The organism is Erwinia papayae, from assembly GCF_058241465.1.
On the sequence record NZ_JBZCHT010000003.1, the window covers coordinates 48341 to 63074 of the forward strand.

Annotated in this window: 22 protein-coding genes; 2 read left to right on the top strand and 20 right to left on the bottom strand. The window is 54.8% G+C overall.

The features are described from left to right. Positions 1-2: 2 nt before the first annotated feature. The 16 genes from traW to traM all read right to left on the bottom strand — a co-directional run bounded on the left by traW (position 3) and on the right by traM (position 10894). Complete coding sequence (gene traW / locus AC3RPL_RS02455; protein WP_490738871.1) at positions 3-650, bottom strand: type-F conjugative transfer system protein TraW; 648 nt, start codon at positions 648-650, stop codon at positions 3-5. Further along, positions 650-997 (bottom strand): type-F conjugative transfer system protein TrbI, encoded by a 348-nt coding sequence (trbI, locus tag AC3RPL_RS02460; RefSeq protein WP_011201813.1) that lies wholly within the window; start codon positions 995-997, stop codon positions 650-652. Before trbI ends, traW begins: the two co-directional genes overlap by 1 nt. Continuing rightward, entirely contained in the window at positions 994-3624 is a 2631-nt protein-coding gene (traC, locus tag AC3RPL_RS02465; protein ID WP_490738872.1) for a type IV secretion system protein TraC, read from the bottom strand. Before traC ends, trbI begins: the two co-directional genes overlap by 4 nt. Next, positions 3617-4285 (bottom strand): conjugal transfer protein TraP, encoded by a 669-nt coding sequence (locus tag AC3RPL_RS02470; protein WP_490738873.1) that lies wholly within the window; start codon positions 4283-4285, stop codon positions 3617-3619. The genes traC and AC3RPL_RS02470 overlap by 8 nt, the downstream gene beginning before the upstream one ends. Next, complete coding sequence (locus AC3RPL_RS02475) at positions 4275-4679, bottom strand: hypothetical protein (RefSeq protein ID WP_490738874.1); 405 nt, start codon at positions 4677-4679, stop codon at positions 4275-4277. The genes AC3RPL_RS02470 and AC3RPL_RS02475 overlap by 11 nt, the downstream gene beginning before the upstream one ends. Next, positions 4663-4848, bottom strand: a complete 186-nt coding sequence (locus AC3RPL_RS02480; RefSeq protein ID WP_008324139.1) for a hypothetical protein — start codon at positions 4846-4848, stop codon at positions 4663-4665. The genes AC3RPL_RS02475 and AC3RPL_RS02480 overlap by 17 nt, the downstream gene beginning before the upstream one ends. Before the next feature lie 3 nt (positions 4849-4851). Further along, positions 4852-5076: a TraR/DksA C4-type zinc finger protein gene (locus AC3RPL_RS02485; protein ID WP_404600835.1), complete on the bottom strand. Its 225-nt coding sequence runs from the start codon at positions 5074-5076 to the stop codon at positions 4852-4854. A 119-nt stretch (positions 5077-5195) separates the two neighbouring features. Further along, the gene (traV, locus tag AC3RPL_RS02490) at positions 5196-5735 is read right to left on the bottom strand and encodes a type IV conjugative transfer system lipoprotein TraV (protein WP_337258547.1); all 540 of its coding nucleotides are present in this window, start codon (positions 5733-5735) and stop codon (positions 5196-5198) included. Positions 5736-5756: 21 nt separating this feature from the next. Next, positions 5757-7151, bottom strand: coding sequence for an F-type conjugal transfer pilus assembly protein TraB (gene traB, locus AC3RPL_RS02495; protein WP_404600833.1), 1395 nt, complete (start codon positions 7149-7151; stop codon positions 5757-5759). Next, positions 7138-7881, bottom strand: coding sequence for a type-F conjugative transfer system secretin TraK (gene traK / locus AC3RPL_RS02500; RefSeq protein WP_490738875.1), 744 nt, complete (start codon positions 7879-7881; stop codon positions 7138-7140). The genes traB and traK overlap by 14 nt, the downstream gene beginning before the upstream one ends. Continuing rightward, positions 7868-8434: a type IV conjugative transfer system protein TraE gene (traE, locus tag AC3RPL_RS02505; RefSeq protein WP_025759824.1), complete on the bottom strand. Its 567-nt coding sequence runs from the start codon at positions 8432-8434 to the stop codon at positions 7868-7870. The genes traK and traE overlap by 14 nt, the downstream gene beginning before the upstream one ends. Positions 8435-8448: 14 nt before the next feature. Then, positions 8449-8754, bottom strand: a complete 306-nt coding sequence (traL, locus tag AC3RPL_RS02510; protein WP_090393212.1) for a type IV conjugative transfer system protein TraL — start codon at positions 8752-8754, stop codon at positions 8449-8451. Positions 8755-8904: 150 nt separating this feature from the next. Further along, complete coding sequence (gene traA / locus AC3RPL_RS02515; RefSeq protein WP_490738883.1) at positions 8905-9255, bottom strand: type IV conjugative transfer system pilin TraA; 351 nt, start codon at positions 9253-9255, stop codon at positions 8905-8907. Between the two features lie 57 nt (positions 9256-9312). Then, positions 9313-9537: a TraY domain-containing protein gene (locus AC3RPL_RS02520; protein WP_008324165.1), complete on the bottom strand. Its 225-nt coding sequence runs from the start codon at positions 9535-9537 to the stop codon at positions 9313-9315. A gap of 77 nt (positions 9538-9614) precedes the next feature. Continuing rightward, entirely contained in the window at positions 9615-10313 is a 699-nt protein-coding gene (locus AC3RPL_RS02525) for a PAS fold family protein (protein WP_337258549.1), read from the bottom strand. A gap of 188 nt (positions 10314-10501) precedes the next feature. Next, complete coding sequence (gene traM, locus AC3RPL_RS02530; protein ID WP_413622935.1) at positions 10502-10894, bottom strand: conjugal transfer relaxosome DNA-binding protein TraM; 393 nt, start codon at positions 10892-10894, stop codon at positions 10502-10504. 431 nt (positions 10895-11325) lie between these two features. Between traM and AC3RPL_RS02535 the strand changes: the two genes are divergently transcribed. Next, positions 11326-11802, top strand: coding sequence for a transglycosylase SLT domain-containing protein (locus AC3RPL_RS02535; RefSeq protein WP_490738876.1), 477 nt, complete (start codon positions 11326-11328; stop codon positions 11800-11802). Positions 11803-11848: 46 nt separating this feature from the next. Here the strand turns inward: AC3RPL_RS02535 and AC3RPL_RS02540 are convergent, their stop codons facing one another. Continuing rightward, positions 11849-12379, bottom strand: a complete 531-nt coding sequence (locus AC3RPL_RS02540) for an antirestriction protein (protein WP_490738877.1) — start codon at positions 12377-12379, stop codon at positions 11849-11851. 249 nt (positions 12380-12628) lie between these two features. On the opposite strand from AC3RPL_RS02540, the gene AC3RPL_RS02545 reads away from it, so the two are divergent. Next, on the top strand, positions 12629-12856 hold the full coding sequence (locus AC3RPL_RS02545; RefSeq protein WP_490738878.1) for a hypothetical protein: 228 nt from the start codon (positions 12629-12631) through the stop codon (positions 12854-12856). A 149-nt stretch (positions 12857-13005) separates the two neighbouring features. On the opposite strand, the gene AC3RPL_RS02550 is transcribed toward AC3RPL_RS02545, so the two are convergent. From AC3RPL_RS02550 to AC3RPL_RS02560, 3 genes are all read right to left on the bottom strand, one after another. Continuing rightward, positions 13006-13836, bottom strand: coding sequence for an N-6 DNA methylase (locus AC3RPL_RS02550; RefSeq protein WP_490738879.1), 831 nt, complete (start codon positions 13834-13836; stop codon positions 13006-13008). 42 nt (positions 13837-13878) lie between these two features. Continuing rightward, positions 13879-14142 (bottom strand): hypothetical protein, encoded by a 264-nt coding sequence (locus AC3RPL_RS02555; protein ID WP_032713713.1) that lies wholly within the window; start codon positions 14140-14142, stop codon positions 13879-13881. A gap of 85 nt (positions 14143-14227) precedes the next feature. Next, the gene (locus AC3RPL_RS02560) at positions 14228-14572 is read right to left on the bottom strand and encodes a hypothetical protein (protein ID WP_490738880.1); all 345 of its coding nucleotides are present in this window, start codon (positions 14570-14572) and stop codon (positions 14228-14230) included. Between the last annotated feature and the right edge of the window lie 162 nt (positions 14573-14734).

Consider the following 14734-nt stretch of genomic DNA (forward strand, 5'->3'; position numbering starts at 1 on the left):
TTTCACCGGACACCTCCTGCATCATGCTGCGCCATATCGGGCGGAATGATTTCCACCTGCAGGCGCTTTCCGCTGGGTGCCGCCGTTACCCGCGCCGGCACCTGGCTTATGCCGAACCGGGCGGTCAGCACCCCGTTCTGGTCGAAGAAAATGCGGCTGTCGAGCTTCTCCGACGTCTGCGGAATGTTGCCCTGAACCAGAATGATGCGGGTGATCAGGGTGTCAGGCTTCTGTCGCTGTACCCACGCGAGCTGCTCCGCATCGTCGCCGTTGATAAACAGCAGGGTTTCGTTAAACGGTACCACATCAAGCGGATTAAAGACCTGCCCCGCCTGAGCAAACACGTTGCCCCTGTCGTCGGCAAGCGCCTTGTCCACCCGCACGCTCGGGTCAAACCAGCGCCGCTCGTAGCGCACCGCGCGGGTTATTCCCTCAACGGCAGGCGGGCGCTGGCTGTTGCGCACCACGCGCGCCTTAAACTCCGACATCTTTTTGTCCATCTCGCCGGACTGCGCCAGCGTCTGCAGCCGGCTTTCGATAACGGTCAGCATATCCGGCTCCGCCACCGGCCAGAGATCGCCCCACGTCCCGAGGTCAGCGGCCGTCACGCTGCCGGTCAGCAGCGTCAGGCCCAGGGCAAGGGCGCGCATCACGCCCCCTCCTTCATCCGGCGGGCCACGTCAGTCTGGATTTCACGCGTGATATCAGGCGCCCCCTGCACCACGGCAGGTGCGACAAGGATGAGGGCACGATGGCGGATCTGCCAGTCCCGGAGGCTGGCCTCCAGTGACGCGTTAAAGCGGTCTGAGAGTGCTTTTGTCTGCGCCTCGTCCAGCGAACGGCGACCGGCGCTGTCAAAGAAGGCATCCACCGTGGATTTCATGTTGAAGGCCACAACCACAGGACGGTTAAGCTGGCAGACCAGCCAGCTGACGCCTGCGCTCGCAGCCAGCGTGCCGGCAATCAGCGCGGCGTTAATGAGTACGTGTTTTTTCATGAGATGGTCTTCCCTTCATGCTCGTGAAGCCAGCGCTCCAGCGCGGCCATTTCCGGCCCGGATTTTTTCCACGCCAGCTCCCAGACGGCTTCGTGAATACTCAGCCCCTCCCGGCGTCGCTGCTGCAGAAACTCAAAGTCCGGACCGTCCGAGGAGTACATTGCCCGGCTGAGCGGATCGACGAACAGTCGGTGCCAGGACGTCAGGTGCTCAACCGACAGCATAAAGCTGCTAAACCAGTTGTCCTTCGCGCTGCCGAAACCTTTAATCATGTCGCGCTGCAGCTGCGAATACTGGTCCGGGTACAGCTGGTTGTACTTGGCGAACTCTTTGGCGGACTGCTTGAGGATAATTTTGTAGGACGAGTTACCCCATGCCGCGCGGGCGGCGCTGGAGGCCGTTTCCGAGTCAAAGTCGACGATGTTCTGCGTAATGGTGATGTACGAACCGGTATGGCGACGGGCGGTACGGTAGCCCTTCTCGATAAACGCTCCGACCTTGTTATTTTTGAAGTCCAGCAGGCGCCAGCCTTCGTCTATCACGTTGAGCTTCTTCAGGCTGCGCGGCGTGCGGTACATGCGGTTCTCAATGTAGAGAATGAGCGAGAACATCACCGCCACCAGAAGGGACGGCCTGTCCTCCAGTCCGCCGAGCTCAAGCACCACCATCCGGGCTTCGTCCTTCAGGGACGGTTCGTCGGAGTTAAAGTAACTGCCGTACACCCCGTCGCGGGTGTACTGGGTCAGCAACACCACCATCTCATCGAGGCGGCTGCGGATGGTTGGCGATCCGCTGTACTCCTCGCTGTCGCGGGCCATCATCAGGTAGTCCACCACGTCGTCAATGCGCGCCTGGTTTTTCTTCGTAAGCCAGGTGGCCTTCACCGCCTTGAGCAGCAGACCTTCGTGCACCTCGTCCAGGTTGCCGTTGGGGCTGGCCATCACGGACAGCTGGTCCCGCAGGCGTTCGGCCATCTCATCGATGGTATCGTCGGTGACGTTAGCGAACGGGTTAAACTTCAGCGTCTCGCCGTCGAGGTAGACCCCGCCCATGTTCTCGCAAAGTGACTTGTAGCCGTCGCCCATGTCGAACACCACGGCGAAGCCGCCGGAGTCGATGACACTGCGTATCAGGGGCTGGATAAGCCCGGTTTTCCCCGCGCCGGAGGTGCCACACACCGCCATATTGAAGTTGGTGTTACCCATGCCGCGGCTGAACAGGTCGATAAACGCCAGCTGGTTGCGGTAGGTCGGTGCCAGCAGGCCGGAAGTGGCCAGCGGGCTGTCCGCCACCACCGGCATCAGATTGGCGACATTAAAGCTTTCGGCGCGCTGCAGCACGCCGGACTCGCGCAGCTGCTTAAAGAGGCCGCCGCCCGCCATAAACGGCAGATTCACGAGAAAATTGCGCATATGGTTAAAGCGCGGGGAAATCAGCTCGAAGCCATTTTTACGGAAGCTGTTCAGCACGTCCTGCTCGACCTTCAGCGCAGTTTCCTGGTCATCGCGGCAGAAGAGGGTCACGTTCAGAAAATAGCTCACCAGCGAGGACTGCCCGGACGACAGGCGCTGGCGCAGATCGCCCCACTCTTTTGCCTCCTGCGCCACGCCCGGGAAGAACTTGGCGTAGCTGGTCTTGGACTTCTTCTCAAGATCCATGAACTTCAGGTTGGCCTCGTTCTGCGCCTTCACCTGGTCTTCCACGCTAAGGACCAGCGTCAGGATAAACGGACACGAAACGGACAGTTCCGGGTTGAGAAGGTTGCTGTAGTTGTCGGCCATATTCCAGAGGAAGGCCAGCTCCGGATTTTTGGTCAGCTGAAAGTTCATGATGCGCGCGGTGCTGTTGCGACCGTTACCACGCAGCCCCAGCGTCATGTAGTCGGCCTTCACCTTCAGGTCAAAGGTATCGTCCACGCACTGGTAGTTCAGATCCTTGAGCGGGTCCAGTTCCCGTTCGGTGGGATACAGCGCATCCGGGTTGTGGTTAATCATTTCCCCCGCAATGCGGATAAAGGCATCCGCGTCCACGCTGCGGGTGGCTATCTGCGCCCCCTGCAGCGAGGCGCGGATGATTTTGACCTGGTTTTCCATTTCCATCACGCTGGCCTTACTTCCGCGCTTGCGGGGGACGCAGCAGGAGATGTACACACGGTAGTTACGCAGGGTCAGCGGCAGGTTGAGGTGATCGGGTAGCGGGAACCCTTCTTCTGCGGCCCTGAGATAGTAGGCGCGGGTGATGGCGTTGAACGTATCGGCCTTTTCCCCCGTCCAGGAAAGCTCACGCAGGCCATACTCGATATCCTGACCCACCAGATGGCTGGACACCAGGTGAATGGCCACCGGCACCTCGCGGGGTAGCTTGGTACGCATCAGGTTTTCCAGCGACGACACGATAGTTTCGTTGGCGCCGTTGATGGGCTGCGCCTCCAGCATAAAGCCCATCGTCTTCTCGTTCATGAAGAGGCCGGTTTCCGCATCGTAGTCGCGGTACGGCAGCACGCGGCTGAACTGCGGGAAGCGCATCTGCCCGAGGACATCGTTCGCCTCAGAGGACGCATCGGGCATCTTCAGGGCCGTCAGCAGCGAGTTGACCGTGCGGGTGACGGAGTCCAGCGGATTACTCATGATCTCCCTCCTTTTTGTCTGCAGGTGTACCGGTGCATTCATCCCCTTGCGCAATGCCGGGCAACGAAGATGCATAAACGTCGGCCCCTCTGTGCTTCTCTGTACCTCTCTTCACGAGGGGTAAAGGACAAACCCCCATACCTCTTTCAGGACGCGCGGTGGTATAGCGTACATAACCCTTGTCATCCCCCACAGAGACGAACACATAGCGGGAACGTTGGGGGTAATGCGTCATAAGCAACGCCGCCCCTGAATACATAATGGCCATCACAATCCACAGCAACTTAAACGCACTCAGCGCCCCGTCAACATGACCGGCATATCCTTTAGCATCGGTGACGACGCTGCCCCGGTCATGGCAGACGGTTGAGGGAGCGTCATGCAGCGTGAGGCCGGAGGACTTGCCCTGCGGGGCTGGAGGTATAAAGGGGTCTAAAGGTTCATCACGGCAGGCCGCAATACGAAACTCGCCACTGCTGACGTTATGCGTAACGGAAATAATTTCCTGCGCCATCGCCTCTCCGGGCGTGGTGTTCTCCATCCACAAAAGCATGGCAACCAGCAGCATCAGCGTGGCGGCAGGCCAGATAATCAGATAGTGAAAAGCCCAGGCAAGCCATCGAAGGTAATACAGCAGGACGGACAGAAGCTTAAGCATCATTCCCGTTACCTCCGGGATTCAGCGGAAACCAGACGCTACAGTTGTTTCTGATATCCTCCGCCAGCCTCTCCCCGCCCTCACCGCTATACAGCACCTTAATCTGGCTGACGTCAGATTTCGCCAGGAAAACCCGGGTCATCTGCTGTTTTGTTACGCTCATACCTGAGCCTGCTTTACCCAGGAACAGACAGTGCCCACGCTGCCGTTGCATTATGTGTTGAGAAATCCCAGCCTTCCCGTCGAGGGCGGAAGCGCTCTGCTGAGACGCTAAAAGCCAGAAGTCACGCTCTACGGCATTAACACAGATGACACGCATCCCCATCGCCTCGCAGCAGGCCGCTATATCGTTAAGGTGGCGGGTCTTACCTGGACCGCCGTTACTGTTGGTTGTCATGATGTTCGTCTCCTGGTTTTTTGCCATCGTTCTGAATGTCTTTGCGCAATTCACGCCAGTCGCGGAGTTGTCGTTCTGATAAAAAGGTCCGCATAACCTCAACGCTGATGGCTGTCTTACCGCTACCGGTTTTCCCCACGACCATCACATTGGTTTTTCTTCTTCCCATCGGTCACCTCAGATACTGTTTTTGTCGTATTTCCAGAACCCGCTGGCATTCCGTACAGGTACGTACGCCCGGGATGGCCTGCTGCCGCCTGAGGGGGATGCGATTACCACAGCATTCGCACCGGTTGCGGCTTTTTCCCTGCAGGCAGGACCGCTGCCTCGCGGCCTGTATATGAAGCTGGTTCAGCAATTCGTCCTGCTCCTGCAGGAGATCGAGTTCGTCTGCCATCAACGCTCCCTGCTCACACTGTCCGGACACGCTACCGCCCATCCCTTTTCACGTTTCAGGGCACGCGTGATAACGACAGATTGTTAAAATGGGTGCCACACGTGGTGGCGGTTCAGGACTCAGTTAACGCGCGGGGTTCCCCACGCTGACGGTTTCACAACAAAAAACACCCGCGTCGGCTGGTGATAAACGTCCTGCGTATCGATATAGGGCGCGATCCACAGCCCGGCCGTCTTTTCACCGACGCGAAGTGGCCTCGGGTCCACGATGGACTCGCGCCCTGGCGGCGGCGCAACAACCGGCGTGACCGTGGAGAGCGGCACCCGCGAGGCCGAGTGCGGCTGCGGGCGGGGGAGAGTCGGTGTGCCCGTCAGCGGCGTATTTCTGGATGCGACGGCATGCACCGGTTCAGCCGGCAGCGTAAGGGGCTGCACGGACCGGGTCCGGAAATCACCCTCAGCCAGGCGTGGCAGCGATGTCGCACCCGGCTTTACCGCGCTGGCCTCCTCCAGTCGTTTGGCTTTCTCATTGGCCTGCTCGATGGTCATGCAGGTATCGGATGTCGTCGCGTTACACTCAAAATCGCTCGTTGTACCGGCACATCCCGACAGCGTCAGGAGACTGGCCAGCGTGAGCGCAACAGGCACTGTCTTGTTCATTTGCGGTTCCTTTACGTGGGGTTACTGTGAGTCGGCCTTCGGCATAAACTGGCTCTGGTTAAGCCTGCCCAGCTGGTTGAGCATCTGGTCGGTACTGAACCCGTTCATGCCGCCCTGCGGGACTGACGGTGGCGGAACCGGACTGCGTTCGTCGCCCTCCGCCTTGCTTCTGTCATTCTCGTGCGCCAGCTCTTCAATGGTTTTCAGCTGAAAACCGTCCTGAAAGACAACGGTTACTTCGTTACCCGCCCCAATCGGGATGACGGGGTGGTACTGCTCTGCGCGCTTGATGTAGTAGTCGCTGAGGGTCTGGGCGGCTTTGGAGGCGCCTCCGCCAATCCCCATCTTCATCACGTCACCCGCGCCGAGGGATGCCGTGGCGCCAAGTCCGACCGAGGGCTGGGACGCGGTCTGCACGCCCTGCCCGATGCCGTCAACAAAACCCGCGCCCCATGCCCAGCCGAGGATTTTGCCGTTTCGCATCACCACCTCACCCTTGATGCCGTTTTTCCCCCGGAAGCTGACGTGTCCGGCAATGGGCTGGTCGATGGTGACGCCGTGCTTCAGGCAGCTGATGTTGCGGGTACGCACGATGGCGCGCTCGCTGGACACGTCGCCCCAGGCTTCAAGCCCGATGAAGCAGCCGGTGAGGTCGTAGCTTTTGCTGTTGGGCATTTCGACCCTGCCGGTAATGCGCAGCTGCATCGGCACCGTGGACTCGTTACCGGTCACGGAGGCGTTGGCGTCAGCCCCCTCAATCAGCATCGATTTGGCGAAGCTGCCCGACGGGATGTACGGCAGGGACGGACCTTTGTTTTCATCGCTGCGGGCAAAAGACTGCCGGCGCAGCTGGTTGGGTACGGGGATGGGCTGGTACTGTACCTGCGCCGGCGGCGTGACGCCGTTACCCGGGTAGAACGCCGTCGGCGGTGGGACGGCCCCCGTCTGCGGCGGGAAACCGGTCGGCTGCGGCTCACCTTCAGGCCCCGGTGCAGGAGACGGCGGCTGCGGTGCCGGTTCACCCGATGCGGTGACGGGTTTTGCCCCCAGCGCGCTGACCTGAGCGGAAAGCGCCGCATTATCCTGGTTAAGCTTGTCTATCTGGTGCTGGTAGCCTGCCTGCCCCTTACTGAGCAGCTCAAGCTCGCGGCGCATTTCGGCATACTGCTTCTGCATTTCGGAGGCGGTAGCCTGCATCTCGGTCGTGGCATGCTGCTGCACCTTCTGGTCAAAGGTGCTGTCCACCACCCCGGTCATATCGGGTGCAGGCTCGCCGGCGGCTGCCGCATCGCTGCTGCCCTCGTAGCGTGCATCCGCCAGATACCAGCCGCCGCCGCCCACCACGCCCACGGTCGCCAGCACGATACCCAGCCAGATAAACTGCTTGCGCTTCACCACTGAATTAATGCTGGCCATCAGCCGCACCTCCGCTGCTGATAATGAAGACCTGCAGGGCGCCGCCCGCCATCAGCTGACGCGAGGCTTCACCGAACAGCACCCCGCGAATGCCGCTCTGCCAGAAGTCGCTTTCCGCGATGTTGCGGGCCATTCCGGTACTGTTGGTGACGCGAAAGCGCACCACCTTAAGGTGATTGCCCACCCAGACGCGCTCGGGGACTGCAGACAGTCCGGCGGGGGCGGTGAGGGCTTCATGCGTGACGGGAATAGCCTGCCAGCCGGACGGCAGCTTCCCGCCCAGCAGATGCTGGCTCAGGGAAACCAGCGTGGCCTCGTAGGGGGAAGACTCTTCCCAGGTGCGCGCCGCTTCGCCCGTGCCGGACAGCTCGCTGACCAGCCGGATGGTTCGCCCCGCGCCCGCACGTGGCACGGCCTGTACCGAGAAGTTGAGGCCGCGTTCGGTTTCCAGAATGAACGTGAAGGGCTTTTTGTTGAGGGTGCTGACAATCACACCGCCGCTTGCCGTCTGTTCCTGACGCGTCAGCTCACCGTCGAGGCTGGTCAGGGCCGTCACGCGGTCACCTGCGACCGTAAAAAGGTTCGGGTCGGTATTGCTGACCGCGATGCTGGCCTGCCCGCCGTTCGTCAGCGGGACAATCGTGGCGGAAAGCGCAGCGGGTGCGGCGACCGTCTGACCGGACGCGAGCATCAGCAACGCCAGCAGCGCACGGCGACTATTTTTGTTCATCGGTGATTTCTCCGAAGTGACTGAGCCAGCTGATGCCGTCCTCGCGCTCGAACTTGAGAACGTACTGTTTCAGCTCGGGATACGGTTTCGAGTCGCCTATCCAGGTCTTCAGCTGGCCGCGCACGTCCACGCGGCTGCTTGCCGGATAAACCTTCACGCTGGTCATATAGAAAGACGAGTTAACGTTGTTGTCCTTAATGCGCTTCGCATCCTCGGCAAGCCGGATTTTCAGCTCGTTCTGCGCTGCGGGTTTGACATACGCCAGCAGCTGCTCATGAGAGGCATCAACGGTTTCCGGGGTGACATTCAGGCGAAGGGCGATAAGCGACAGGGCCATCTGCTGCAGGTAGGAGGCATCCGCCTGATTCTGCGACACGGCAAACGGCGCGTTGAAAAGCATTGGCGTGACGATAGACTTCTGCTCATTCTGAAGGCGGTAGTTGTTGACGGCCTGAATAACGTTGGTGGTGATACTCCCCAGAATAACCACCCCCATAGCAATAAAGCCGATGGCAATAACCCGCTGTGTACTTAATCGTGCTCCGTGTTCCATCTGATTATTCCTGTCTATTTAATCCACTGGCGGTAGCATGAGTCGGGTACATCATGGAAAATCCCCCTCAGCAGTGAGGTCGGCATATACCAGTAGACCAGGTCCCGCAGCCATGAGCTGCCGCGCCCTTTCTTGAGCTTTTTTATTCCGAGATAGGCCAGTACGGCAGCGATAATTCCGGGGATATAATGCTGGGTCCAGAATCCCCACCCCAGGCAGACAATGGCCGGAATAAGTTCATCCACAGGAAGGCCAAACCAGCGGCTCTGATTCGTCAGGGTTTCAGGAAAGCGATATTTTTTGAGAGATTCATTCGCCATATATGTTCCGTCTCCGGTACAGCTGGCAGTATGGAAATACCTGCCAGCCGGATTACAGGCAAAGCCCTCCCGTGAATGCTCGTGAAGGGCATTCAGAATTAAACCGGAATTTAATAGTCGGAAGTGGCTCTGAACGGCTGTCGCCGGATATCAGTATCCTGCGACAGACATACCTACCGTGACGAATACGGACAGGATCGCAAAGCCCGCCAGGAACTTGAGGTTCTTGGTCGTCATATACATCACGGCCCCTACCAGGACTTCGGCAAGAATAACCCACTTAACCACGCTGGAATCTTTACCAAATGTTCCCTTAACGGTTGCATCGCCGCTGGACATCAGATCTTTACCCGCAGTCGAGGCCAGAACCGTTTCAGGGAAAAACGCAGCAATGGCTGCGACAGGCAGGGCAAACTTCAGCGCTTTGAGTAACGCGACTTTGCTGAATTTTTTCTTTTCAGGGGTCGCGGGTACAGCGTTAATTACAGACACATCAGTCATATTCATTAATCCTTTAATTACACCGGATAGATTTGTTGAAATAAAAATCCTAAAAAACTAGTTTTGTGACTTGGGTTCAAGATTGTTTGGGATCACCTCCGCCATTTCAGAGTTATAGAAATCAGGGAATTTTTCCAGGTGGTCACGTAACCGAATCAGCGCTTCGGCTGATTTAGAACGACCACTTCTGTCTTTCGCCTTCAAAATAAGAAGATCGGTTTGTGGGTCAAGGTAGATCGACATAGTTACCGTTGGGCCACGAAGCCTGTGACGTCTAATCATGTTTTCCCTCTCAACATATTCCTGCGTCAGGATAGTGACACGCGAAATACAATTTATTCAATACCGAGATTTCTACACTATTTTATTAACAAAGATTTAACATTAAGCACTTTAAGAACTACTGACGTCATTCGTGTATAGACACCATTCTTAAGACAATAGAATCTGAAGTCATCATAATCAGGGAAATACTTTCTGATTTCTTTTTTAACACTAGCAAGCCTATTGGTAATCGCAGATTCAGAAACACCAAGACACCTCGACATAGTATGAAGATGAAACCCGAGAACAGAAAAACATAAAGTAATCATTTTTTTGGTTGTCATTTCAGAAAGAAAAATGTCCACATCAAAGCTGTCATTCAGTACCTTAGTGTTTACCTTGAATAATGCCTGGTAATCTGGAAAATAATTTATAAGCCATATAGCATAAAGATCTCCATCAATTAAACGGATTTCGACTCTCAATTGATAAAACTCACCGTTAAAGTTAAATGTACGACATAGTGCTGTTTCAGGCCCCATAACAAATGCCTCTAATTCAATAGATGATAGTTCGAGTTCAACCTCGTCAGAATCGAAGCTTATCCCTGAAAATGATTTCGAAAGTGGATGAAAGAGATCGGAAAAAGCATCATTTTTATAAATTACTTTTCTGGATTGATCTCGAATGCAAAAAGGCAAAGGTGAGTACTTATAGAGCGCATCAAAACGCTTAACAATATCATCTAGTGATTGACTTGGCTCGGAGAGATCTCTAGGATCGCGCGGGTGCATTGAAGCCTCCTTATCAGGTTTCTGTGTATAGTCGGTACACTCGGGGTAGTAGCCCGGTGTACCGGCGACCCGCCAAACAAAATGGCGGGCATCAAATTTTACTTATGTCTGCATAAAATATATCAACCATTGACGCCAAAGTCACTCAAAAACAGCAGATCTAAATCCTATTTATCAAATATTTTCAGCTAATTATCTTGAGAATCTTCCTCCTGCGGAAAGAAGTTTCCAACAATCTGTTGCACGTCCTCACGGATACACGTAACCATCTCCCTGAAATCAAATTTTTCATTTCCTGCGAGATGCGGACTCAGCGACTCCATCGCCAGGAGCTTGCTGACAATAAATTGAGTTTTCATTACATTTTCAAGGATAGTTTTATTATAGAGCGCCTGATTAAAGGCAGACTCTTTTCTTTCCATTTGCGCTTCATAGACCCTAAGACCAAGTTCGACCAGCATTGATGCAATGCTTGAAAAACTTACATCTTTATCTCTCGCTCCTTCAGCGCGACGTTTTTCAGCGATTACTCTTATTTTCTCTGAAACTTCATCGCTTACATAGACCTGAACTCTGGCCATAATTTCCTCCTTATTTATATTTCCAAAACTTCTGTACAACAGAATATTTTGAAAAGCTAAAAATGCACGACTCGGCACAGACTCTCTGCCAGAAAACAGACGACTTGCATGCCGACACACACTGTAAAAATTCACGACTCGAATATAGACTCGCCGTAGTCATAACTCAATGGATTTATTAAAAATAGTCACAAATGACTCTGAGCAGAGTTTTTACCGAGTCGAATAAAACTCCCTACCGAGTCGTTTACACACATTAAAATAAATTATTTCACATTACTTTTTATCTAACCTACTGTTTTAGAAAGCCAATCAGCAAAATTTTAATTTTGCGTGGGGTGAGGTGCTTTTGGTGGTGAGGAGTGCATATTAGTTGAGTCTGGGCATGGGATGGGTTAACGTATTTCCGGCATGGTGCCCGGAGGGAAGAAATGAAACGGATTGCTCTTACGTTTTTAACGTTGGCTTTTTCTGGAATGTTGAACGCTGCTGATTGTTTTGATCTGGCAGGAAGGGATTATCATATAGATCCAGATCTGCTTCGGGCAATCTCCTGGAATGAATCGAACTTCCGCACAGACGTTAAAGGCCACAATCCTGTTTCGGGCTTTGGCTCCGGACTTATGCAGGTGGACTCCCAGCACTTTAACGAACTGGCTCGTTATGGAATAAAACCAGAGCATCTTATTTCCGATCCGTGTATGAATATCTACACCGGGGCTTACTACCTCGCAATTGCATTCAAAAAGTGGGGAGTCAGCTGGCAGGCCGTGGGGGCATATAATGCAGGTTTCCGGAAAACAGAAGAACAGGCGCAGAGAAGATATGTCTATGCCAGAAAAATTGAGGCAACATATCGGGCGATAAAGAAGAATAAAGACTCAGGGCAGACTCTCTCAAAACAATAAAAAAGACCTCGTATTGGGGTCTTTTTTCCATCCTGTCTTTAACCCGTCAATCAATAGCCCGGTAAATCAAATGAGCTTCAGGGTGTTTTAGGATACTGATGTAGTCTTTCAATGCATCCTGACGAGCGACGAGGTGTTTACAGACTTTCGAATATTCAGGCCCCATATCCGCAACCTGCCATGACAACCAGTTCATTATCATCAGTGTGGCAATAATTCCGGCAGCATCAGCACTGACTTCTGCTTCAAAGTAATTACCGGGAATAACCATCTTATAACGTTGTTCACCTTCCGGGGCGATATATCCTGTTTGAGCGGTGGTGAATCTGACACAGTTCGGCGCCACGTTTCCGCCGGTGCCCTGCGGAATAATCCAGTAATTCCAGAAACCGCCATCATAATCTGAATGCTGACGTAACCAGCTGGCAATCATGTTATCAGCAGAAGGCGTAAAAAAGAGCGCAGGAATAAAATCAAGACGCTCATCGCCATCTGTAACTGAGTAGCGCTGGCGTTCATCGGTTTTAAATTGTTCGGCTGATTCACGAGTGGCGGTTTTGACGTTTAATGTGTGCATTCTGGTTTTCTCCTCATTGGGTTATTACATCGTTCGACTTCATCACTGAGCGGCGAAGGGCAATGAGCAGCTGACAGTAAGGAAATAAAGGGGCGCGCAGCGTTTATATACCCCTTTATTTCCTTACTGGCTGATGCTAAAAGCAGCCCTCCGCGAACTGATGAAATCGGGCGATGGTCACACCTGGAGAATGCACACATCCCGTAACGGAAAATCGGCTTAAGACGAATTACCGATACGGGCTTCAGAGTGGCGGTAATTTATTACCGCTACGGTGAAAGCGGCGCATCCTTTCAGGATGCAGCAAGCGTGAATTTGAATTTGCGTCAGGATGGACGCCCGAAGGGCGGAGACGGTTTACCGGCTCCGTTCACGACAGCCGTGTCCCTTCAGGGACGACGCCCGGAAAAGAAACGCTTATATCCATATCAGCGGCAGAATAATAAAGACCATCGCCAGCAGGAGAATGAAGAATAGAAATCAGCTAACCAAAAGACAGGAACTTCAGACAACCTCGCGCCGGAATAACGCAGGCAGCGCGTCAGCGCAGCCTGCTTATTCTGCGCCGCAGGCGCGCGGCCTTAGATGCCACGAAAGGCAGGATACTCCCCTGCCCTTCTGGATGGTTATGCAGCTTCATTCATACCGCGCAAAAATTCGCGCATGGCACTGATACGGCGCTGATCGTCCAGCCGCTTTCCAAAGTTGTTGATGTAGTACACCGGCGTATACCGCACCCTGTTTAACTGCATCGTCAGCGTATTGCCCGTGACCACCTCGGCAGGAATACCCAGCAGGGAAAGCTGAATAAACGCCATATCGGCCGCAACAGGATCGATATCAATGCAGCTTCCGAACATATGTTCAGACGGGTTATAGCCCGCCTCCAGCAGATATTCCGCATACGCCACAATCATTCCCGCCGCACCGCTTGCCGGATCGCTGACGGTCACGAATCCCTCACGGCGTATCGTTTCGTCGACGTCCGGCATCAGCAGCCTCGCCAGCAGTGACTGGACGTGATACGGCGTGAAATACTGCCCGTTCCGGTCGTCGCCCAGCTCAAGTTCCATGAAGATCGCGCCGAGAAAGTCGTGAAACTTTGCCTCCAGCGCGCAGACCATCAGGCAGAAAAGCGTATGCAGGTTGCTGATATCGCTCGCGCTGTACTTCGCGCAGATTTTACGGCTCTGCTCAATATTCTCCGGCGTTCTTATCCGCGCCATATCCAGCTCGCTGGCAGCCAGCGTGATAAAGTCGCTGAAAACCTCCCAGCGGCGCAGGCTGCGGGCGGTATCCCTGAACACGCTGATAAACTGGCGGCGTGCCTGGTCGATCGTCATCATCCGGTGCGGTATCGGCTGCGCATTCACGGTGGGCAATACGGGTTTAGCGGGTGTTAAGGGTGCGGCTTCTCTCGCCTGGTCAAAGAAGCTGGCAAAACTGAGTTGAGACATCGTTCCTCCTTAAATGCCGCCCCGTAAGGAGCGGCTCAGTTATCAGTTAAATGCCCGCTTCAGTTCGAGCGTGCGTAACACCTGTCCCCACTCGCTCACTCGCATGGCAGGAATACGAACGGCGCGCCCCTTCTTCCGGCAGTGCGCAATGTGACGACCCAGCGCCCGCATTTCGGCGCTGATTTCGTCACGGTCGATATCACTGCGTTTAATACGCACCTGTTTTTTTACGGGCGCGTTTTCCGCCTCAAGCATCTGGACATACAGGGCGGTCGGTGTAACAATCGAAACTTCACTGAATTGCATTGGTTTGTTCCTTTTGGTGAAGGCCGGATTCATCGTTGAAGGCGCATAAATCCGGCGGGTTAAGGCAGGCGAAAGCCTGCTTTTCTCATTTCTGGCGCTGCTCAACCTCCTTAACGCGTGCCAGAATCTCCGCGTGGTCAAGGTTGCTGTAGTCACGCATCCGGTAATAACGGATACCGATCCGCGCGTAGATTTCGGTCACATTGCCGCAGACCATTTCCGCCAGCATGAAGGTTTCACACTCGCCGTTCTGGCTGCTGCGCCAGTTCATCGGGTACATCAGCCCCAGCGCATCATGGAAGCCGTGCACGTCGATTTCGACGGGCGCGGTCAGGTATGACTTTTCGCGGCTCAGCCAGTACGCGCGTTCGGCCTCACTGGTCGCGTAAATACCTGCATCAGCGCTGGATTCGGTCAGATTTAAGTGCATGGCTTATCTCCTTCTGGTTAATGGCGTTGATGTTTCGCCGTGGTGGTTATTCGTCAAACGTGATGCCGGAAAAATGCGCCATCAGGTGCAGCATGTCGGCAATGTCATCGACTTTCTGCTGAATGGCTGGCGTGGCTTTCAGGATGCGCGTGACAGCGGTTC

Coding starts and splice junctions, on each gene's coding strand:
- AC3RPL_RS02550 (WP_490738879.1), bottom strand. CDS start 13,836: ATGTCTCAACTCAGTTTTGCCAGCTTCTTTGACCAGGCGAGAGAAGCC.
- traE (WP_025759824.1), bottom strand. CDS start 8,434: ATGGAACACGGAGCACGATTAAGTACACAGCGGGTTATTGCCATCGGC.
- AC3RPL_RS02555 (WP_032713713.1), bottom strand. CDS start 14,142: ATGCAATTCAGTGAAGTTTCGATTGTTACACCGACCGCCCTGTATGTC.
- traW (WP_490738871.1), bottom strand. CDS start 650: ATGCGCGCCCTTGCCCTGGGCCTGACGCTGCTGACCGGCAGCGTGACG.
- AC3RPL_RS02470 (WP_490738873.1), bottom strand. CDS start 4,285: ATGATGCTTAAGCTTCTGTCCGTCCTGCTGTATTACCTTCGATGGCTT.
- AC3RPL_RS02475 (WP_490738874.1), bottom strand. CDS start 4,679: ATGACAACCAACAGTAACGGCGGTCCAGGTAAGACCCGCCACCTTAAC.
- traB (WP_404600833.1), bottom strand. CDS start 7,151: ATGGCCAGCATTAATTCAGTGGTGAAGCGCAAGCAGTTTATCTGGCTG.
- traM (WP_413622935.1), bottom strand. CDS start 10,894: ATGGCCAGAGTTCAGGTCTATGTAAGCGATGAAGTTTCAGAGAAAATA.
- AC3RPL_RS02560 (WP_490738880.1), bottom strand. CDS start 14,572: ATGCACTTAAATCTGACCGAATCCAGCGCTGATGCAGGTATTTACGCG.
- traV (WP_337258547.1), bottom strand. CDS start 5,735: ATGAACAAGACAGTGCCTGTTGCGCTCACGCTGGCCAGTCTCCTGACG.
- AC3RPL_RS02535 (WP_490738876.1), top strand. CDS start 11,326: ATGAAACGGATTGCTCTTACGTTTTTAACGTTGGCTTTTTCTGGAATG.
- AC3RPL_RS02540 (WP_490738877.1), bottom strand. CDS start 12,379: ATGCACACATTAAACGTCAAAACCGCCACTCGTGAATCAGCCGAACAA.
- traK (WP_490738875.1), bottom strand. CDS start 7,881: ATGAACAAAAATAGTCGCCGTGCGCTGCTGGCGTTGCTGATGCTCGCG.
- traA (WP_490738883.1), bottom strand. CDS start 9,255: ATGACTGATGTGTCTGTAATTAACGCTGTACCCGCGACCCCTGAAAAG.
- trbI (WP_011201813.1), bottom strand. CDS start 997: ATGAAAAAACACGTACTCATTAACGCCGCGCTGATTGCCGGCACGCTG.
- AC3RPL_RS02520 (WP_008324165.1), bottom strand. CDS start 9,537: ATGATTAGACGTCACAGGCTTCGTGGCCCAACGGTAACTATGTCGATC.
- AC3RPL_RS02485 (WP_404600835.1), bottom strand. CDS start 5,076: ATGGCAGACGAACTCGATCTCCTGCAGGAGCAGGACGAATTGCTGAAC.
- AC3RPL_RS02525 (WP_337258549.1), bottom strand. CDS start 10,313: ATGCACCCGCGCGATCCTAGAGATCTCTCCGAGCCAAGTCAATCACTA.
- traL (WP_090393212.1), bottom strand. CDS start 8,754: ATGGCGAATGAATCTCTCAAAAAATATCGCTTTCCTGAAACCCTGACG.
- AC3RPL_RS02480 (WP_008324139.1), bottom strand. CDS start 4,848: ATGGGAAGAAGAAAAACCAATGTGATGGTCGTGGGGAAAACCGGTAGC.
- traC (WP_490738872.1), bottom strand. CDS start 3,624: ATGAGTAATCCGCTGGACTCCGTCACCCGCACGGTCAACTCGCTGCTG.